Below are 19,247 nucleotides of genomic sequence, written 5' to 3' on the forward strand. Positions count from 1 at the left end.
ATGTCCCGTCCTAAAATACGTTGACGGTTTTAATTGAAGGCCAGTAGCTTTTGCTCCTGGCTTTTTTTGTGCACTTGGTTTGGTGTTTTCATTCCCAAACTCAAATGCGGCCTCATTTCATTGTATATTAATATTGATTCTTCGACGAGTTCACGTAGCTCTTTTAGATTTTGGCATTTATAGAGTAAGAACTCCTGCTTCAATATGCCGTTAATACGCTCCGCCAGTGCATTTTGATAGCAGTCATAGCCATCGGTCATTGATGGAATAATGCCATTTTCATTAAGCTTTATTTGATATACCTGCGAGCAATACTGCAACCCTCTATCTGAATGATGAATCGTACTACATTGATACTGACGATTATTGATTGTCATATCTAATGCCTTAACAACATCTGTCGCCTTCATTTCATCACTGAGTTCATAACCCATAATTTTGCGACTATACGCATCAGTTACTAGCGATAGATAGTGAACACCTTGCTCTGATTGAACATAGGTTATATCGCTTACAAAAACCTCTTCTGGCCGCGATGGTTGCACATCTTTTAGCAAGTTAGGATGCTTTTTCATCCAATGTTTACTAAAAGTAGTTTTAATGTAACTACGCTTAGGTTTAACCAATAAACGTTCATTTTTCAAATAACTAAAAAAAGCGTCTCGACCTAAACTTATGCCTCGCTCTATGAATTTTGGTTTAAGTAAAAAATACAACTTTCTTCCACCTAAGCGCGGCATAAAACGTCGTATTTCCAATACCATCGCTTTAACTGGTGCTAGTTCAATAGCACGCAGTTTAGCTCTGCTCTCTCGTTGATATATCGCTTGTCTCGTTATACCAAGCAGCATGCAAGCACGTTCTAAGCTAACTATTTTTTGCTTTTGAAGGCTTCTTGCTCCTTGGCAATATACTTTTTTCGAAGGCTTGTTCCATGCTCAGCGTCAAGGATATTAACCACTTCATTGAGTAACAGGTTACGTAAGTGCTCATCTTCAAGCTCTCGCTCGAGGCGTTTTATTTTTTGAGCGGGACTTTCTTTGGCTTTAGGTGATGTAGGCATAGTTATCTTAGGTGATTGAGTCCAATCCATCTTACCGTGTTTTCTTAACCAAGTAAGCACGGTAGAACGACCTTGTATGCCATAAATTTTTTGGGCTTGTTTATAAGTCATATCGCCTTTTTCTACAGCGTCGACAACTTGTAATTTAAAGCCTAATGAATAATCTCGTTGTGTTCGTTTGATCGGTGTATTATTTGACTTGGTCATAATAAATCCTAAATGTGTAAACACATTTCAGGACGAGACAGCACACATAAAAAAGCCCAGCTTATTATTAAGCTGGGCTTTTAAATGTATTAACTACTGTCTTTGTTAGTCGAGCATATTACGCAGTACATATTGTAAAATACCGCCGTGTTTGTAGTAATCCCACTCTTTAGGGGTATCAATACGTACATCAGCACTCAAGGTTACTTTTTTACCTTCGGCATTTGTAGCAATAACGGTTACTTCATCGGTTTTATCGTACAGGCCATCAATATCAAATTGTTCTTGCCCTGTTAACCCATGTGACTCGTAGCTTTCACCTTCTTTAAATTGCAGAGGTAATACACCCATACCAATTAAGTTAGAGCGATGAATACGTTCATAGCTTTGTGCTACAACGGCTTTAACGCCTAATAAAAGTGAGCCTTTAGCAGCCCAGTCACGAGATGAGCCCGTACCGTATTCCTTACCCGCTAAAATAATGAGTGGAGTATTATTTTTTTGATACTCCATTGCTGCATCATAAATACTCTCTAGCGTATCGCCAGGCTGAGTACGTGTTACGCCACCTTCAGTACCTGGTGCTAGTAAGTTTTTAAGACGAACATTAGCAAACGTACCACGCATCATTACTTCGTGATTACCACGGCGTGAACCGTACGAGTTAAACTGCGCTTTATCTACGCCATTTTCTTGCAAGTATAAACCTGCTGGTGCATCTGCTTTAATAGCACCTGCTGGAGAAATATGGTCAGTGGTTACTGAATCCCCAAGTTTAGCTAAACAACGTGCGCCTTCGATAGTGGGGATACCTGGTGGTTCTACTTTCATACCATCAAAAAATGGTGCTTTTTTAATGTAGGTAGATGCGTCATCCCAATCGTAAAGTTTGCCATCTGGTATTTTAATTTGCTGCCAACGGCTATCGCCTTCGTAAACGTTAGCGTAGCTTTTTTCGAACATTTCTTTAGTTACTGTTTCTTTAACTAGGTCACTTACTTCTTTAACGCTTGGCCAAATGTTTTTAAGGTAAATATCGTTACCGTTAGCATCTTGAGCCAGGGGTTCGTTGTATACGTCAATATCGGTTCTGCCCGCAATGGCGTAAGCAACAACAAGCGGAGGGGATGCTAAAAAGTTCATTTTAACATCTTGGTGAATACGCCCTTCAAAGTTACGGTTACCCGATAAAATAGAGCTCACTACTAATTTATGTTTTTGAATTGCGTCTGATATTTCAGTTGCAAGCGGCCCTGAGTTACCAATACACGTAGTACAGCCGTAGCCAACTAAGTTAAAGCCTAGGCTTTCTAGGTCATCCATCAGGCCTGCTTTTTCTAGGTAGTCGGTAACTACTTTAGAGCCTGGTGCAAGTGATGTTTTAACCCAAGGTTTTACATTAATGCCTAACTGTTTTGCTTTTTTGGCAACCAAACCAGCAGCTAAAATAACACTTGGGTTAGAAGTATTAGTACAGCTGGTAATTGCGGCAATAACACAAGCGCCATCGTTTAACTCAAACTCTTGCCCTTTAAATTTAACCTTGGCGGCGCCCATAAACTGCGCTTCGTTAACTGGTTCATCTGGATTTGTTGTTGGCCCTTCACTTTCAATACGAGCTTGTTCTTCGTCGCTATTATCACGACGAGCCATACGTTCATCTTGAAAGTTTTTTAAATGCTGGCTAATCACTTCACCAGCCTTGTCTAGGGAAATTCTATCCTGTGGTCGTTTAGGGCCTGCAAGGCTTGGTACAACATCACCTAGTTTAAGCTCGAGTGTATCGGTATAGCTAGCTTCGTCACCATCGTTACGCCATAAACCTTGGTGTTTTGCGTAATCCTCAATTACCTTTAGGTGACTTTCGTCGCGGTTTGTTAAGCGAAGGTAGTTAATGGTTTCATCATCAATTGGGAAAATACCACACGTAGCGCCGTATTCTGGTGCCATATTCGCTATGGTTGCTCTATCAGCAAGTGGTAAGTCGGCAAGGCCATCACCATAAAACTCTACAAATTTACCCACTACACCATGGTTACGCAGTATTTCGGTTACCGTTAACACTAAATCTGTAGCGGTAGTACCTTCAGGTAAGCGGCCGCTTAGCTTCATACCGACTACTTGTGGAATGAGTAAGCTAATTGGCTGACCAAGCATGGCTGCTTCAGCTTCAATACCGCCTACACCCCAACCAAGCACACCTAAGCCATTAATCATGGTGGTGTGAGAGTCAGTCCCTACAAGCGTATCTGGGTAAGCGAATTTTTTGCCGTCGCGCTCTTCATTAAAAACAACGCGCGCTAAGTATTCTAGGTTTACTTGGTGAACAATACCGGTTGCTGGTGGCACTACTTTTAAATTATCAAAAGCGGTTTGTCCCCAACGTAAAAATTCATAACGTTCTTTATTTCGGTCGTATTCAAGTTTTGCATTTAAATCAAATGCACCATCATTTCCGTAGCCATCTACTTGTACCGAATGGTCAATAACAAGTTCAGCAGGTGATAACGGGTTTATTTTTGCAGGATCACCACCTAGTTTTTCCATTGCGTCACGCATCGCGGCTAAATCTACAATAGCGGGTACACCGGTAAAATCTTGCATAACAACACGGGCGGGAGTAAAGGCAACTTCAGATGCAGGCTTTGCTTGAGGATCCCAATTAAGAAGGGCTTGAATGTCTTGTTCTTTTATATTTGCGCCATCTTCGTTACGAAGCAGGTTTTCAAGTAATACTTTTAAGGAAAAGGGCAGTCGTTTCGCTTTGTCGCCAAGTCCTTTTAGAGAATGAATATGATATTGCTCACCATTTATTGTGAGCTGATGTTGGGTATCGAAACTATTATTCATTATTTGCCCCTTTATGAATTAGAAAAATATTTTGAAGAGTGACCTCTGTAGTGTTCGAGTTGCAAAGTACATACCAGTGTAAAAAATCGTGTTTAGAGAACGAATTTTATACAGTTAATATAGTAGAGATGATGCTGAAAAGTTTAATTTCAAGAGATGATTTGAAAGAGGTAGGGTCAATAGTTATTTCGACCCTTATTAATTACTGTAACCAACCTTGTTGCTTACCTTTAATACTCAAACAAAGTAAAGCGATGGCAATAATGATTACAAAAATAGGCATAAATACAGCACTTGCACCAAGTAGCTTAATACTGTTTATGACCACAAAATTATAATATTGTTGAATTAAAATAGCGCCGAGCGATAGCGCAAAAGTAGGTGTTGCCAGCGCGTTTTTAGCAATTAAAAACAGACAACCAAAAGTGCTTCCAAATACAGCTATAGCAAATGTAATGGTTGACCAAATAGGAATGTTAGAGTAGGCAGCTTGTTGATCTAGTGGAAGTTTACCTATCATTTCGGGTGTCATCATCATGTGCATAGCAAATGCAATAACGCCAAGTAAGTTCCATACGAGTGCTGCCCATACAACGGGCTTAAACCAATTTTTAGGTGTTTTGACAGACATTTTATAACCTTGTTTTTATTATTATTAACTAGGTTATTAAAGAGTAAAAAGGCCAACTATACAAGTTGACCTTTTTATATAAAAAGAGGGCTTTTAAATGCTTAACCAAACGAAATAGGTCGACGACCTGTTTTATCATCTACTTTTGGTTTTTTAGTTCGCTTACGCTTACTTTTAGCTGGCTGATTTGTTGGTTGTGGTGCAGCTTGCTTTGACTCTGCTTGAGTTTGTACCGCAGGTTTTTCTGCAGGGGTTGCGTCTTCACTTAGCGCAAGTTTAAAAAATTCGCCATCAAATTCTAATACATCGCCACTGTATAATTTTTTCCGCTTTATTGTACAAATTTCATGGTTAACACCCACATAGCCTTCGGTAATTAGGTTTTTAGCTTGGCCGCCACCTTCAACTAAGTTTAGTACTTTTAATAATTTACAGAGCTCAATCGGCTCTTCTTCTAATTCTATTTCTATGTATTCTTCGTTCATATTTGCTCTCGGTGGGGTAACGCACAAGCTGTAGTATAAAGGCTTGCAGCTACTTTTGCACCAAAGCAAGTGACTTTCGCTAATTGTAATACGTAAATAGCTATGAAATTTTTTATGTATTTTATCTGTCTTTAAAAAAACTGAAGCAATTGAAGAGTAACCTTTGCAGCAGTTAATTTTACGTATGGCCTGCTAATTGCTAAAACTTTGGCGGATTAAATAGTTTTCATTAAATGGAGTAGGAAATGGGCGTAAGATTGGCAATGAAAAAAGAGCTAATGGGATTAGACAATTCAGGTATGTTAACTGCTGACGATGTTAGAGAGCACCTTGCTAATTCTGTAAAAAAGCAAGCTGATCAAGATGAGCGCGGTTTTTCTGTAATTTCAAAGTTCAATGATACCCATAGCCGTTTAGTTAGTGGTGATGCCACGAGAAAAACAAAACTCGAGTTTGAACGTCATCGTTTATTTAAAGAAGTTTTATATACTCGCAAAAGTGTTGATGCTTGGTTAGATAGCCAAACAAATTAAATTGCTATAAATAGTTACCTTTAATAGACTACAAGCGTAATCAAAAGGGGTAACTATGAAAAATGGAATTTTAATGTGTGTGTTGGCATTACCATTAGCTGCGTGCCAACAACCTACCGTGTATGTATTTAGTGAAAACTTGCAAGATGAACAGAGCAATCAGCTCGATGCTGCGCTAAAAGCACAATCGCTCCCTTATGAATATGTACCGCTGGCAATCCCATCAGAGTTTGGTGAGGCTACATTACTCTTATCAAGTGACAAAATTTACCCAAAAGAGACTGAGCAGTTAGCTACTATTATGCAGGGGCTAGGTTACGAGCCACAAGTTAACTATACAACGCGTTCAAATCATTTTTATGGTGATGGCAATATAGGCTTTTATCTAAAAAATGCAGTGGCGGGTACAACCTTTGTTATGCCTAAAAAGTTACGAACAACTCAATGCAGCGAAGACAAGTACAATGATTTACTCGTCACATTTACAAATAAATATGCTGACTTTACCTTACACAGTGGCGCTGTTGTAAGGTTAGGTTGGGAGTTTTTGTACGGTTACGTTGTCATTTATTATAAAACCTATTCGCAAACATATCGCCACTCGCAACCACTTATAAATACGCCCTTTGGCGCCAAACCATCCGATACTTACAGGTTTACAGCTCACGTTAATAACCCCAGCTGGCTTGATTGCTCACTACAAATTATTTATATGGACTGAACTAACCGTGAGTTTCTATATGCTCGCTTAGTTTGGCAATGCGCAGACTCATACCTTCTATAATTCGGTCTTTAATTTTTTCGCGGATAACATTCGGCAAACGGGTGAGTGCTTCTGGGGTAATAGCGAGGACTATACTGTCGGTTTTAGCGCGAGCACTGGTGCTTCGTTCTCGGTTATTTATAAAGGCACCTTCACCTATAAATTCACCGGGCTCTATAGTGCCAAGTTCTAGCAAATGATTATGTTTAAATACTAATAACGCGCCGCTAAGTACAATGTACAAACGTTTGTCGTTATCGTATTGCTTAAATAAAAATTGATGCTGGCTTACTAAATATAACAGGCCGAACGACTCTAATAAGACTTGGCGCTCGCTGAGCGTAAATTCTTTAAAAAAGTGCAGCCTGTTTATAATTTCCATTTGTTTGAATAATGGAATATGTTCGATTAGCTTCATCAATAACCAAATGTGTTAAAAGCGTTTAATCAGCTAATATTGCGCTCTTTTAATTTTCGGGTCAACGTGTTGCGTCCCCAACCAATTTTTATAGCAGCATCTTGCTTATGACCAGAACAATTAGCCAGTGCGGTTTTAATTAAGCGAGTTTCTAGCTGGGCTTGAATGTCAGGCCAAATATTTTCTTTGCCTTGTTTAAGCTCTTGATTAAGCCATTGCTGAAACGCATCTAGCCAATCACCTTCTTCCTGGGTTGGCGAAGCATCCAGAATCTCTGGCGGTAAGTCTTGCTCGCTTACAAGCTCACCCGGTGCCATTACAGTAAGCCAGCGACAGGTGTTTTCTAATTGGCGTACATTGCCTGGCCAATTAAATAAGCGTAATTGCTCAGTTGCCTTAGGGCTCAGCACTTTGCTTTCTACTTGTAGCTCTTTAGCGCTTTTATGTAAAAAATGTTGCGATAAGCTTTCTATATCTTCAGTACGCTCTCGAAGAGCAGGTAAACGTAGGCGCACAACATTAAGACGATGAAATAAATCATCCCTAAACTTGCCTTGTTTAACTAAATCTTCAAGGTTTTGGTGCGTAGCTGCAATAATGCGTACGTCCACTTTTATACTTTGATGGCCACCAACGCGATAAAACTCACCATCGGCAAGAACGCGTAATAAACGTGTTTGTACATCAAGTGGCATATCACCAATTTCATCTAAAAATAGTGTGCCGCCATTGGCTTGCTCAAAACGGCCTTTACGCACGCTGTCGGCGCCCGTAAATGCGCCTTTTTCGTGGCCAAATAACTCTGACTCAACAAGCTCTTTTGGAATGGCTGCCATGTTAAGTGCAATAAATTGGTTTTCTTTACGTGGGCTATGATTGTGCAAAGCACTGGCAACCAGTTCTTTACCTGTTCCAGATTCGCCATTTATTAATACGCTCATGCTAGAAGCCGATAGTTTACCTATCGCTCTAAACACTTCTTGCATTGCGGGCGCTTCACCAATTATGTGGGCACTTTTTGGTGGAGCTTGCTTGCGTTTAGTTTTTTTAGTGGAGTTTGCTCTGCATGCGCTTTCGACCAGCGCCACTGCTTCGTTTAAATCAAACGGCTTAGCTAGGTATTCAAAAGCACCTTTTTGGAATGCATTTACAGCTGAGTCTAAATCTGAGTGCGCAGTCATTATAATAACCGGCAGCCCAGGGTTTTGCTCTGCAATAAGTTCAAGCAACGCCATACCATCCATACCAGGCATTCGTACGTCAGAAACTAAAACAGTAGGTTGGCTAAACTTTAGGGCGCTTAGTACATCTTGCGCATTAGCAAAGCTCTCTGTGTTAAACCCTGCACGGGTTAGTGCTTTTTCAAGTACAAATCGAATAGAAGCATCATCATCTACAAGCCAAACTGTTTTCATGCAAACTCCAAACATTAATCTGCAAAGGGCAGATAGATATTAAATTCAGTATGTCCAGGCCAGCTATCACATTCTATATAGCCATCATGTTGATCTATCAGTGTTTGCGCTATTGAGAGTCCTAACCCAGAGCCACCTTCTTTATTGGTGATCATAGGGTAGAACAGTGTTTCGCGTACACTGGGATCAATACCTGGTCCGTTATCAGATATTTGGATCAACAAGGCTTTTTTAGGTGCTTTACCTGGGCGACGATGTTGATGATTAATGCGGGTTTTTATTGTTATTTCACCGCCATCTACAAGCGCCTGTTGGGCATTTCGAACAATGTTTAATACCACTTGCTGAATTTTGCCTTGATCAATGTATACATCAGGAATACTTGGGTCGTAATCTTTAACTAAGCTAATGTTAGAACAATTATCTAACGTACTTAGCCTTGCAACTGATTCAAGTGATTGATGTATGTTGCCATACGATTTTTGCGGAAGTTGATTGGGCCCCAAAAGCCTATCTACTAGTTCGCGTAATCGGTCGGCTTGCTCAATGATGAGCTCAGCACATTGATCTCTTTCTTGTTGATCAACCTCATACTGCAATAACTGCGCCGCTCCGCGAATTCCACCTAAAGGATTTTTAATTTCGTGAGCTAACCCTCTAATTAGGTTTCGGGCAGCTTGATATTGATGCATTTGATTAGACGCTTGGTCGTGCTTAATTTCGTCATCGGTTTGGCGCCACTCAAATAAAATATAAAGCGAGCCATTAAACTTAATTTGTCGTGTACTTACGGCTACTTTTGCATGGCGAGAATCGCTAAAAACCACGTCAGCTCTATGCTGCTGGCAATCTACGCCTTCAACTAATGAGTATTGTTCTATACGCTGTAAATCGATTGAATGGTAGTTAAAAAGGCTATCAAACGGTTGTTCTAACAAGCGCTTATTACCAAGGCCAAGCAGCTCGCTGGTACTGGTATTGGCATATACAACGGTGAAGTTTTTATCAAGTAGCATGATAGCGGTTGTTTGATTTTGCCAAATGGCATCGAGTAGCTCAGGGCTAAAGTTTTTATTATTAATCATAGCTGCACCATTTTAGTGCGTGGATGTTTGCAAGCAAGTTATATGGTTAAATACACTGCTGCACGTTTAGTAATGCCCCAATTTAGTTACCTAGGCTTAGCCCTTTTCGGTGCATAAAAAATATGCAGGGTTCGCTTGTAGCAATAACTTGGTTTTTACTATTAAAAAGCTTTAATTGTAGTGTGTGCTGACCACGTTCTACATCTCTAATTGCAAAGGTTGAGCTGCCACTGGCTGGGCCGTGTGCTTTACCATCAATAAAAAGTTGTATAGTAAAACCAGTTTCAAAGCGTGGTTTTATTCGGCTAGTTACATAAACAGTGCCGGTATTTTCACGAATAGTCTGGTTATGATCAGGTGAGGAAATAGCAATACTAAAGGCCGCTTGTTGAGGCTGAGGTTGCTCGTCAAAAATGTCAGTATTTGTTGCAGGCATATTAAGATCTTGGCTGGTGAGCTTTACCTCTTGAGCCCCTTTATGAGGGGTGTCTGAGAACACTAATACGCCATTTTTATCTTTCCAAGCGTATATTTTTGTTTCACCGGCATAACCATAATTACTTAATCCTAAAGTAATTAATAGTAATAAAATCTTGTTATTCACTCTGCAGCCCTGCATTTTTATCGGTAACTTAACTTTAGTGGAGATTGACTAATTTTACCATTAAAAAAGCCCGCAAAGCGGGCTTGAGAACACACATATTTTTTACAGCTTAATTAACAGCTGTAGTACATTTCAAACTCAACTGGGTGAGTTGTCATGTTAAGCTTTTCAACTTCTTTAGACTTAAGTGAGATGTAAGCATCGATTAAGTCATCAGTGAATACGCCACCTTGAGTTAAGAATTCACGGTCTGCGCTAAGTGCAGATAGTGCTTCGTCAAGTGATGCTGCAACAGTTGGAATTTCTGCTGCTTCTTCAGCTGGTAAGTCGTATAAATCTTTATCCATAGCATCGCCAGGATGGATCTTGTTTTTGATACCATCAAGGCCAGCCATAAGCATTGCTGAGAAAGCAAGGTATGGGTTAGCAGTTGGATCCGGGAAGCGTACTTCAATACGACGACCTTTTTCAGATGGAACCACTGGGATACGGATTGATGCAGAACGGTTACGTGCAGAGTATGCAAGCATAACTGGTGCTTCAAAACCTGGTACTAAACGTTTGTACGAGTTAGTAGACGCATTTGCGAAAGCGTTAATTGCTTTAGCATGCTTGATGATGCCGCCAATGTAGTAAAGTGCATCTTCAGAAAGACCGCCGTACTTATCACCAGCAAAAAGGTTTACACCATCTTTAGCAAGTGACTGGTGACAATGCATACCAGAACCGTTATCACCAACAACTGGCTTAGGCATAAACGTTGCTGTTTTACCGTATAAGTGAGCCATGTTATGGATAACATATTTCATTTCTTGAATTTCATCCGCTTTTAATACCATTGTATTAAAGCGAGTAGCGATTTCGTTTTGACCTGCTGTTGCTACTTCGTGGTGATGTGCTTCTACTACTTGGCCCATTTCTTCTAGAACTAGACACGTAGCTGAACGCCAATCTTGGAAGTCATCAACTGGAGCAACTGGGAAGTAACCGCCTTTAACACCTGGACGATGACCAGTGTTGCCATCTGCATATTCTTTATCTGAGTTCCAAGCAGCTTGCTTAGAATCAATTTTGTACATAGAACCAGACATATCTGATTTGTATTTAACATCGTCAAATACGAAAAATTCTGGCTCAGGGCCAAATAAAACAGTGTCTGCAATGCCTGTAGAACGCATGTAATCTTCAGCACGCTTAGCAACAGAACGCGGGTCGCGCTCATAGCCTTGTAGTGTAGAAGGCTCTACTACGTCACAACGTAAAATTAATGTCGCTTCTTCAGTGAAAGGGTCTAGTTTGATTGACTCAGGAACTGGCATTAATACCATGTCTGATTCGTTTATGCCTTTCCAGCCTGCAATTGAAGAACCGTCGAACATTTTACCGTCTTCGAAAAAATCTTCATCAACTTGGTGATGAGGAATCGATACATGTTGCTCTTTACCCTTAGTGTCAGTAAAGCGTAAATCAATGAACTTGACGTCATTTTCTTTAATAAAATCTAAAACCGATTGTGACATGTGTCCTCCAACTATTGGGTTTTGTTATTGCTGCATAATTGCTTTGGTATTTACTAAGCTGATTTTGTGCCATTATTGTAACTGGCTGTTTATAAATTAAAAAAATATCATTGCATCAAAATGGAATATATTTACGCACCATATTGGTGCGTAAATATTCCATTTTAGTGCAAAATTTACAGAGCGTAATTTGTTGTTAATTTAATCAGCTGAAATTAGCATAACCTAAATGTAAAAGAGTAACAAAAAGATCGGAAAAATAGCCAAAAAGACTGTTTTTCAAAAAAATATTGAAATTTAATTCATATAATTGTCATATATAAAACAGATACTTAGTAAAAGTATTGAGAAAGTTTTAAAATATGTATTGGATAAACTTTCATCCATGTCATTAATGAGGGATAATATGCGCCCTTTTAAATCCTATGCTGGGACATCTCGCGAAAGCGTGGATGAGTGCGTAGATCTTGCAGGATCATTGAGAATTTAATTTCTCTGAGTAAATATATGAGCATCGAAAAGTTAAGAAATATAGCGATTATCGCGCACGTTGACCACGGTAAAACAACTCTGGTTGACAAACTACTTGAGCAATCAGGTACATTAGAAACACGCGGCGGTAACGAAGAGCGCGTGATGGACTCAAACGACATTGAGAAAGAACGTGGTATTACCATTTTGGCTAAAAACACAGCCATCTCTTGGAACGACTACCATATCAATATCGTAGATACTCCGGGACACGCCGATTTCGGTGGTGAAGTTGAACGCGTACTTTCGATGGCTGACTCAGTATTATTACTTGTTGATGCTCAAGAAGGTCCAATGCCACAAACGCGTTTCGTTACGCAAAAGGCATTCGCGCAAGGCTTAAAGCCAATCGTAGTTATCAATAAAATTGATAAGCCAGGTTCACGTCCTGATTGGGTTATGGATCAAATCTTTGATTTATTCGACAACCTTGGCGCAACTGACGAACAGTTAGATTTTAAAGTAATCTACGCTTCAGCTATCAACGGCTGGGCAACACTAGATTTAGACGAGCCATCAGACAACATGGAACCTATGTTCAAGATGATCGTTGACGAAGTATCACCACCGGATGCAGATCCTGAAGGTGACTTCCAAATGCAAATTTCTCAACTAGATTACAACTCTTATGTTGGTGTAGTTGGTATTGGTCGTATTAAACGTGGTTCTGTTGCTCCTAACCAACAAGTTACTATTATCAGTGCTGATGGCACTACACGTAATGGTAAAATTGGCGCAGTACAAAGCTACCTAGGTCTTGAACGTATCGAAACTGATAGAGCTTACGCTGGTAACATCGTAACTGTAACAGGTATTGGTGAGCTTAAGATTTCTGATACAGTTTGTTTCCCAGGAAACGTTGAAGCATTACCACCACTAAGTGTTGATGAGCCAACTGTAACAATGACATTCTCTGTAAATAACTCACCTTTCTGTGGTAAAGAAGGTAAGTTTGTAACGTCACGTAATATCCGTGAACGTTTAGACAAAGAATTAGTACACAACGTAGCACTTCGCGTTGAAGATACTGGTAGCCCAGATAGCTTCCGTGTTTCTGGTCGTGGTGAATTACACCTAGGTATCTTAATCGAGAACATGCGTCGTGAAGGTTACGAGCTTTCAGTTTCTCGTCCAGAAGTTATCTTACGTACTGTAGATGGCGTTCTAGAAGAACCGTTTGAAACAGTTACTATTGACTGTCAAGACGAGCATCAGGGTTCTGTTATGGAACAAGTTGGCCTACGTAAAGGTGAACTTACTAACATGACTCCAGATGGCAAAGGCCGTATGCGTTTAGATTTCATGATCCCTAGCCGTGGTTTAATTGGTTTCCAAACTGATTTCATGACGCTTACTTCGGGTTCTGGTCTTATGTACCATACGTTCGATCATTACGGTCCTCACAAAGGTGGCGACATCGGTGTTCGTAAGAACGGCGTAATGATTGCAAACGCAACTGGTAAAGCACTTACTAACGCATTATTCAACTTACAAGAACGCGGCCGTTTATTCATCGGTCACGGTGTTGAAGTATACGAAGGTATGGTTATCGGTATTCATAACCGTGATAACGACCTTACAGTTAACGCCCTTAAAGGCAAGCAGTTAACTAACGTACGTGCATCTGGTACTGATGAAGCGCAAACGCTTTCTCCACACCTTAACTACTCACTTGAGCAAGCGCTTGAGTTCATCGATGATGACGAGCTAGTTGAAGTAACTCCACTAAACATTCGTATTCGTAAGCGTTACCTTACAGAAAACGAACGTAAACGTGCAGGTCGTGGACCTAAGTCATAATCTATTAATTTAGAATAATGATTTTAAAAGCCGCTGTATTGAAAAATACAGCGGCTTTTTTGTTTTTGAAAACAAGAGCTGTAGGCTATAAGTCGTCAGCTGACAGTATTTAGCTCAAAATTATATAGCTACTGTTTTGTGATGAAATTTCCATAATATATTTACCTCTAAAAGCGCAGCGCCTCTTAACCTCTTTGTGAATAATTTATTTAAAGATTTTTTGCACAAGGAGAAGTGAATGAGAGAGCTGAAACAGCCGATAATGTAAAGTATCAGTGTTTGTTGGTGGGCTTTTTTTCGCTGGGTTTCGCTTCGCTCAACCCAACATACGTGTTCAATTATTTTATTGGTAGTTACTTACTTTTTAGGGAGTAGGGTTATTTTGCCAAATACGTCTGCATCTATAAAACCACGATTTCTGTCGCCATTTACTGGTTGTACTTCGTGTGAGCCCATAAAGTGCTCGCGCACGTCACTGCCATCGTTATCGCAATACGCTAACATAAATCCGATTACTTGCTTTTCGCTAAGTGTAATTGGGGTGTTTTTAGCACCTTCTTTATAATCATTCGGGTAGAGCTTTATCGCTACTTCCCAGGTAATGTTAAAAGGTGCGGTGGTGTTGCGCTTCCAGTTACTGACTAGGTGGTCGGTGTACAAATGGGCTTTTTTATCAGGGCCGTAATCGGCAGCTTGGTTATCAAGGCCAATGTGGTACGCCAAAGCGGTGTGATTAAATTGGTGATTACCGCCTGATGCATCGCTATCAATAAATACTTCAAGCGCGTCGTCATCCCAATATTTATAGGTTGGATCGGCGTGTGTATCTATTAAAACATCATCCACAATATCGGCTTGTAGGTATAAATAGTTTTGATCCCACAGTAAGCGATAACGCCCTTTAAAGTCAGCATCGTTTGCTGGCAGTGTGCCATCCATTAAATAAGGCATGTTGTGCCAAGCAGCTTTATCCCATGCGCTTTCTGATACGCCATCAATAGTAATTGGAGTTGATGTATGTTCAACATCAATAGCCATTGCAGGCGTGCTTAATAAAAAGCTTAAGGCGAGTGCTAATTTTTTCATTAATTTCTCAATTTTATTGTGTGCTTGTCTTAATGTAATAACAATCTTAAAACAGCTAAGTAAATAGTTATAGTGAAATACTTTCGCCTTCGTTTAAAATATACAGCGGTACTTTTGAATCCATTTTATTGTACATATGCAATAAGCGCAGTAAGGCAGAGTGGCTAGTATGGTCGCCCATTTTCCAACTTGAATTACCATACCCCCAAGGTATCATTACTTTGCAGTTAAGTTCTTGTGCTGCGTTGAGCGCGTCTTCTGGTGTGGTGTGAACGTAACGATAAAATTTACCACTTTCTTTACTGTAGTAAGATGCGATTGGTATTAAGCACACATCTATATTGCCATATTTTTGCTGTATATCTTTAAAGTGTTTTGAGTAGCCCGTATCGCCTGCAAAAAATAAGGTACTGCCGTTTTGTTCAAGCAGCCAGCCATTCCATAAGTCTTTATTGTTATCTTCGTAAATAAAGGGCACCAATACGCGAGCGCTAAAATGATGAGCTGGCACGGCATTAATAACTAAGTCGTCAATGTTGGTTGTTGAGTACCATGGCATTTCGCTAATATTAAAACCGCCGGTGGGGAAGTTGTCGGCCATACCGAGTGGTGTTAAATAGCGAGGTTTATTGCCAATGTTTTGTATGTCGGCTTTATTAAAGTGATCGTAATGAATATGCGAATACATTACCGCATCAATATTTTCCAGTTCTTGCTCACTAGGCCAAGCGCCTGCTTTACGATAAATACCACCGCCGAGTTTAAAGCCAAGTGCAACTGGAGAATCAAACTGATTTTTTACTGGATCAAACAGCACATTTTGACCATTTGGGGTGTTAATTACAAAACTAGCGTGGCCAAGCCAGCGTACGGTATAGCCAGTGCTAAGCTGTGGTTTAGTTTGCAGGCCTTGGTACTGGCAGTTTTCGCTGCCGGTTTTGCATAGTAAGTCTGGATGGGCTGAGTAGCAGTTTTCAGTACAGGTAGTGGGATATGTTTTTTCACCTGTGTATAAATTTTTATAACGACCGTTCTTATCATTAATAACAACAACTGAGTCAGAGCTGGTAATACGATTAATATTATTAGGTGCACCGCAGGCAGTTAGTATACATAAGAGCATTGTTGCGGTTAAAAAGCGTTTCATTGTAAATCCCTTTTAGTATGCCTTTAACATAAAAAAGCCTGCAATTAAGCAGGCTTGTTAAAGTAACAAATAATTAGCCAGCGCTGTTCATTTGTTCAATAAATTTGTTTGAATCGGCAATCGATTTGTTCATGTCGTTCATCAACAATTGAATATCGCGCTTAAGGTTAGTGAATTCACCTTTAATAGCCGATACCGCTTGTGCATTTAAGTTATGCTTTAGGTATAAAACGTTATCATGAAGCGAGGTTAATACTGGCTCCATTTTACTCTCTGCGCTGCGCATTGAGCGTAATAGCTGATCAAATTGACGCTTAGTCGCGGCTAGCTTTTTGCTGCTTTCACGCTTAAGTGATGCGCTTTTGTATTGCTCTAGCTCATCGCCCCACTCATCAAATAGCGCTTCTGCCACGTCTTCTACTTTATTGATGTTAGTTGACACTTCGTTAGCGGCATTTAAGCTCGACTCGTAATCATCGTTTAGTTGATTGTAAGTGTCTTGTAGTTCGCCACCATTAAAATCGATTAGAGTAGTTAAGCGCTCTAGTGCCGATTTAAATTCTTCTTGTGACTCTTGTTGCGAGTCTTTGGTTTCTTCTACGCGGTCAATTAGAATATCGCGTTTGTGAACACCCACTTTTTCCATCGCAGAATAATAAGCTGATTGGCAGCCAGTTAAAGTAAGTGTTACTACAAGCATTGAAACACTGAGTAATGTTTGTTTTTTCATTTGAATTCCTGTTTACGAGCGTTAGTGCTGTAAATTATGGCGCTGATTGTTATTATAATCAAAACTATATAAGCACAAGTCAATTGTATGAATGATAAGCTCTCACATTACAAACAGCAAGTTAAGTCCTTTATACGCCAGCAACCTGGTTGGTGGATGCAGTATTTTAATCGTTGTATAGACGATCAAATAACGGTTAATGCAGGTTACCTTGCTTACGTAACCCTTCTTTCTTTAGTGCCATTAATTGCGGTGGGTGTTGCTATATTTTCAGCTTTTCCGGGCTTTGAATCTACTCGCATGGAAATTGAGAGCTTTTTGTTTACCAACTTTGTCCCTACCTCTACCGATGTTATTAGAGAGCACATTAGCTCCTTTGCGGGCAATGCCAACCAAATGACGGCGGTAGGTATTGGCTTTTTAGCTGCAATTGCATTGCTGTTAATACGTAATGTAGATGCCACATTGAACCGAATTTGGCGCATAAAGAAAAAGCGCCCAATGATGATCTCATTTGCTGTGTACTGGATGGTTTTGAGCTTAGGGCCTATGTTGCTCGGTGCCAGTATTGGTGTTACCTCTTATATTGTATCGTTGGTGTCGTTTGCTGATCAGGGAATTCCGGGGTTTAGCGGGTTTTTGTTAAAGCTATTGCCGTATGGGATTTCGATGGTGGGCTTTATTATGCTCTACACCTTAGTGCCTAATACGCGTGTATCGTTCAGAGCGGCAATACCTGGCGCTTTTTTTGCGGCACTTTTATTTGAGCTGACTAAAAAAGGGTTTGCACTTTATATTAGCCATTTTCCGTCATACGAAGTTATTTACGGCGCAGTAGCAACCATTCCTATTTTATTTGTATGGGTGTATTTGTCGTGGGTCGTTGTTTTGCTTGGCGCTGAATTTACTGCGTGCATTAGCCCAAATGATATTCCAGAAACACCAGAGCTTGAACTAGAAGATGATGAACCAGCAGTAAAGGACACAGTTTAAATGCAAGGTTTAATACAACGTGTAAAGCATGCCAAAGTAGAAATTAACAACCACGTGGTAGGCGAAATTAGCCAAGGTATATTGTTGTTGCTGGGCGTTGAAAAACACGACGACAAACAAACGGCCGATAAGCTTTTACACAAGGTAAGTAATTATCGTATTTTTACTGACGAAAACGACAAAATGAACTTAAGCCTTAAAGATATTAAAGGTGAGTTACTTGTTGTTTCGCAATTTACGCTAGCGGCTGATACTAAAAAGGGTATGCGCCCTAGTTTTTCATCTGCGGCAACGCCAAGCCAAGCTAACGAGCTTTACGAATACTTTGTAGCTCAAGCTAAAGAGTTGGGGCTTACAATAGCCACAGGTGAGTTTGGTGCCGATATGCAAGTAAGCTTGTGTAACGATGGGCCCGTTACGTTTAACTTATCTGTTTAAGTTTTTGGTTACCACGACAATATGATTTACATAGCCCGTAATTTTTTGCGGGCTAACATTACAACCAAATACATCGAGTAATAGCTGCTGAAGTTGCTTTAATTGCGACTCATGCTGCGATAAAAAGTTAATAAATAGCACGCCGTTGTTATTTAAAGCCGAGTAGATTTTTTTATAAAATGCCTCTTCAAATAAAAATCGAGGCGCGTCTATTTGGCTAAATAAATCTAGAATAATCCAATCAATATTTTGCACACTTTCTAAAATCTGTTGCGCATCGGCGCACAGCAGTTGCTCATTCTTATTTGACGAAAAAAACTGGGTATAGCAATCAATAATATCGGCGTTTTTTTCAACCGATGTTATTTGTGCTTTAGGGTATTTGTGTTTTAAATAATTACGAATTGCACCGCCGCCAAGGCCGAGTTCTAACACTTTTTGTGGCGCGCTAAGAGCTTGCCAGTGCTTATCTAGGTACAATAAGTGTGGAAAAAGTAATAAATCCGGGTTATTTAAATCAATAACAGATTGAAGAGTGTCGTTAATAAGTAACCAGCGTAACTGCTCGTGCTCACGTACTTGAATGTGATCGCCACTGCATTTATGCCAATAGATTAACTGACCAATGCTGTGGCTATTTTCAATAAATTGATCGCTCAGCAAATCCGTCTGTGAATTTATATAATTGATTTTTTCAGTCATATTCTCAGCATAAACTAGCAACGTTAAAGCGCAATGGCCTTTGTCATTATTTTTTTACGTTATTTTACAGCCATCACCAAAGTCGTATTTGCAGTTTTTTTAAGATGGAGTATGGTATTTGCCATAATAATGCCACTCAATTTAATTATTTTATTTTTTTAGCTTGGTAGATAACCAATACTATTAGTATAGCGCCGTAGCCTTTTTTTTGACTTTTATTTACGGCTTATATAACAACAGGAGTAT

18 protein-coding genes are annotated in these 19,247 nt (G+C 39.9%); 5 read left to right on the top strand and 13 right to left on the bottom strand.

What is annotated here, in order from left to right; all coding sequences use genetic code 11:
* Positions 1-29: 29 nt before the first annotated feature.
* The 4 genes from GQR45_RS11095 to GQR45_RS11110 all read right to left on the bottom strand — a co-directional run bounded on the left by GQR45_RS11095 (position 30) and on the right by GQR45_RS11110 (position 5,236).
* Positions 30-1,270, bottom strand: a protein-coding gene (locus GQR45_RS11095; protein ID WP_240920078.1) for an IS3 family transposase whose coding sequence is annotated in 2 segments (ribosomal slippage) — positions 30-907 and positions 907-1,270 — 1,242 coding nt in all. Because the reading frame shifts where the segments join, the coding sequence is not laid out codon by codon here.
* 105 nt (positions 1,271-1,375) lie between these two features.
* Complete coding sequence (gene acnA / locus GQR45_RS11100; RefSeq protein ID WP_010554785.1) at positions 1,376-4,120, bottom strand: aconitate hydratase AcnA; 2,745 nt, start codon at positions 4,118-4,120, stop codon at positions 1,376-1,378.
* 202 nt (positions 4,121-4,322) lie between these two features.
* Positions 4,323-4,751: a hypothetical protein gene (locus GQR45_RS11105; protein WP_165725926.1), complete on the bottom strand. Its 429-nt coding sequence runs from the start codon at positions 4,749-4,751 to the stop codon at positions 4,323-4,325.
* A 101-nt stretch (positions 4,752-4,852) separates the two neighbouring features.
* Positions 4,853-5,236, bottom strand: coding sequence for an RNA-binding S4 domain-containing protein (locus tag GQR45_RS11110; protein ID WP_010554787.1), 384 nt, complete (start codon positions 5,234-5,236; stop codon positions 4,853-4,855).
* Between the two features lie 245 nt (positions 5,237-5,481).
* Here GQR45_RS11110 and GQR45_RS11115 point away from each other — a divergent pair, with 245 nt between their 5' ends.
* Both GQR45_RS11115 and GQR45_RS11120 read left to right on the top strand, forming a co-directional pair.
* Positions 5,482-5,769, top strand: coding sequence for a hypothetical protein (locus GQR45_RS11115; RefSeq protein WP_007582180.1), 288 nt, complete (start codon positions 5,482-5,484; stop codon positions 5,767-5,769).
* A gap of 55 nt (positions 5,770-5,824) precedes the next feature.
* Positions 5,825-6,490, top strand: a complete 666-nt coding sequence (locus GQR45_RS11120) for a hypothetical protein (protein ID WP_165725927.1) — start codon at positions 5,825-5,827, stop codon at positions 6,488-6,490.
* Position 6,491: 1 nt separating this feature from the next.
* Here GQR45_RS11120 and GQR45_RS11125 read toward each other — a convergent pair whose 3' ends face one another.
* The 5 genes from GQR45_RS11125 to glnA form a co-directional block, all read right to left on the bottom strand.
* Complete coding sequence (locus tag GQR45_RS11125; RefSeq protein ID WP_010554789.1) at positions 6,492-6,950, bottom strand: cyclic nucleotide-binding domain-containing protein; 459 nt, start codon at positions 6,948-6,950, stop codon at positions 6,492-6,494.
* 29 nt (positions 6,951-6,979) lie between these two features.
* A complete protein-coding gene (ntrC, locus tag GQR45_RS11130; RefSeq protein ID WP_007582175.1) occupies positions 6,980-8,365 on the bottom strand; it encodes a nitrogen regulation protein NR(I) in 1,386 nt (461 codons plus the stop codon).
* 14 nt (positions 8,366-8,379) lie between these two features.
* On the bottom strand, positions 8,380-9,450 hold the full coding sequence (glnL, locus tag GQR45_RS11135) for a nitrogen regulation protein NR(II) (protein WP_007582173.1): 1,071 nt from the start codon (positions 9,448-9,450) through the stop codon (positions 8,380-8,382).
* Positions 9,451-9,532: 82 nt separating this feature from the next.
* Positions 9,533-10,054 (bottom strand): DUF4124 domain-containing protein, encoded by a 522-nt coding sequence (locus tag GQR45_RS11140; RefSeq protein ID WP_007582171.1) that lies wholly within the window; start codon positions 10,052-10,054, stop codon positions 9,533-9,535.
* A gap of 113 nt (positions 10,055-10,167) precedes the next feature.
* Positions 10,168-11,574, bottom strand: coding sequence for a glutamate--ammonia ligase (glnA, locus tag GQR45_RS11145; protein ID WP_007582170.1), 1,407 nt, complete (start codon positions 11,572-11,574; stop codon positions 10,168-10,170).
* A 507-nt stretch (positions 11,575-12,081) separates the two neighbouring features.
* Between glnA and typA the strand changes: the two genes are divergently transcribed.
* Positions 12,082-13,905, top strand: coding sequence for a translational GTPase TypA (gene typA, locus GQR45_RS11150; RefSeq protein ID WP_010554793.1), 1,824 nt, complete (start codon positions 12,082-12,084; stop codon positions 13,903-13,905).
* 357 nt (positions 13,906-14,262) lie between these two features.
* Here the strand turns inward: typA and GQR45_RS11155 are convergent, their stop codons facing one another.
* From GQR45_RS11155 to GQR45_RS11165, 3 genes are all read right to left on the bottom strand, one after another.
* Positions 14,263-14,991, bottom strand: coding sequence for a CBM9 family sugar-binding protein (locus tag GQR45_RS11155; protein ID WP_165725928.1), 729 nt, complete (start codon positions 14,989-14,991; stop codon positions 14,263-14,265).
* Between the two features lie 67 nt (positions 14,992-15,058).
* A complete protein-coding gene (locus GQR45_RS11160; RefSeq protein WP_165725929.1) occupies positions 15,059-16,138 on the bottom strand; it encodes an MBL fold metallo-hydrolase in 1,080 nt (359 codons plus the stop codon).
* Positions 16,139-16,211: 73 nt separating this feature from the next.
* The gene (locus GQR45_RS11165) at positions 16,212-16,868 is read right to left on the bottom strand and encodes a DUF2959 domain-containing protein (protein WP_010554796.1); all 657 of its coding nucleotides are present in this window, start codon (positions 16,866-16,868) and stop codon (positions 16,212-16,214) included.
* An 87-nt stretch (positions 16,869-16,955) separates the two neighbouring features.
* On the opposite strand from GQR45_RS11165, the gene GQR45_RS11170 reads away from it, so the two are divergent.
* Both GQR45_RS11170 and dtd read left to right on the top strand, forming a co-directional pair.
* The gene (locus tag GQR45_RS11170; RefSeq protein ID WP_007582159.1) at positions 16,956-17,861 is read left to right on the top strand and encodes a virulence factor BrkB family protein; all 906 of its coding nucleotides are present in this window, start codon (positions 16,956-16,958) and stop codon (positions 17,859-17,861) included.
* A complete protein-coding gene (gene dtd / locus GQR45_RS11175; RefSeq protein ID WP_007582156.1) occupies positions 17,862-18,299 on the top strand; it encodes a D-aminoacyl-tRNA deacylase in 438 nt (145 codons plus the stop codon).
* Here dtd and GQR45_RS11180 read toward each other — a convergent pair.
* Complete coding sequence (locus tag GQR45_RS11180; RefSeq protein ID WP_165725930.1) at positions 18,288-19,001, bottom strand: fused MFS/spermidine synthase; 714 nt, start codon at positions 18,999-19,001, stop codon at positions 18,288-18,290. The genes dtd and GQR45_RS11180 overlap by 12 nt on opposite strands.
* Between the last annotated feature and the right edge of the window lie 246 nt (positions 19,002-19,247).

The sequence above is a fragment of the Pseudoalteromonas sp. SA25 genome, from assembly GCF_011378705.1.
Taxonomy (GTDB): Bacteria; Pseudomonadota; Gammaproteobacteria; order Enterobacterales; family Alteromonadaceae; genus Pseudoalteromonas; species Pseudoalteromonas arctica.

What these genes read in the sequence shown, in the direction of transcription:
- ntrC (WP_007582175.1), bottom strand. Translation starts at nt 8,365, where the DNA reads ATGAAAACAGTTTGGCTTGTAGATGATGATGCTTCTATTCGATTTGTA.
- glnA (WP_007582170.1), bottom strand. Translation starts at nt 11,574, where the DNA reads ATGTCACAATCGGTTTTAGATTTTATTAAAGAAAATGACGTCAAGTTC.
- GQR45_RS11160 (WP_165725929.1), bottom strand. Translation starts at nt 16,138, where the DNA reads ATGAAACGCTTTTTAACCGCAACAATGCTCTTATGTATACTAACTGCC.
- GQR45_RS11115 (WP_007582180.1), top strand. Translation starts at nt 5,482, where the DNA reads ATGGGCGTAAGATTGGCAATGAAAAAAGAGCTAATGGGATTAGACAAT.
- GQR45_RS11105 (WP_165725926.1), bottom strand. Translation starts at nt 4,751, where the DNA reads ATGTCTGTCAAAACACCTAAAAATTGGTTTAAGCCCGTTGTATGGGCA.
- GQR45_RS11120 (WP_165725927.1), top strand. Translation starts at nt 5,825, where the DNA reads ATGAAAAATGGAATTTTAATGTGTGTGTTGGCATTACCATTAGCTGCG.
- dtd (WP_007582156.1), top strand. Translation starts at nt 17,862, where the DNA reads ATGCAAGGTTTAATACAACGTGTAAAGCATGCCAAAGTAGAAATTAAC.
- GQR45_RS11180 (WP_165725930.1), bottom strand. Translation starts at nt 19,001, where the DNA reads ATGACTGAAAAAATCAATTATATAAATTCACAGACGGATTTGCTGAGC.
- GQR45_RS11110 (WP_010554787.1), bottom strand. Translation starts at nt 5,236, where the DNA reads ATGAACGAAGAATACATAGAAATAGAATTAGAAGAAGAGCCGATTGAG.
- glnL (WP_007582173.1), bottom strand. Translation starts at nt 9,450, where the DNA reads ATGATTAATAATAAAAACTTTAGCCCTGAGCTACTCGATGCCATTTGG.
- GQR45_RS11155 (WP_165725928.1), bottom strand. Translation starts at nt 14,991, where the DNA reads ATGAAAAAATTAGCACTCGCCTTAAGCTTTTTATTAAGCACGCCTGCA.
- typA (WP_010554793.1), top strand. Translation starts at nt 12,082, where the DNA reads ATGAGCATCGAAAAGTTAAGAAATATAGCGATTATCGCGCACGTTGAC.
- GQR45_RS11170 (WP_007582159.1), top strand. Translation starts at nt 16,956, where the DNA reads ATGAATGATAAGCTCTCACATTACAAACAGCAAGTTAAGTCCTTTATA.
- GQR45_RS11125 (WP_010554789.1), bottom strand. Translation starts at nt 6,950, where the DNA reads ATGAAGCTAATCGAACATATTCCATTATTCAAACAAATGGAAATTATA.
- GQR45_RS11165 (WP_010554796.1), bottom strand. Translation starts at nt 16,868, where the DNA reads ATGAAAAAACAAACATTACTCAGTGTTTCAATGCTTGTAGTAACACTT.
- acnA (WP_010554785.1), bottom strand. Translation starts at nt 4,120, where the DNA reads ATGAATAATAGTTTCGATACCCAACATCAGCTCACAATAAATGGTGAG.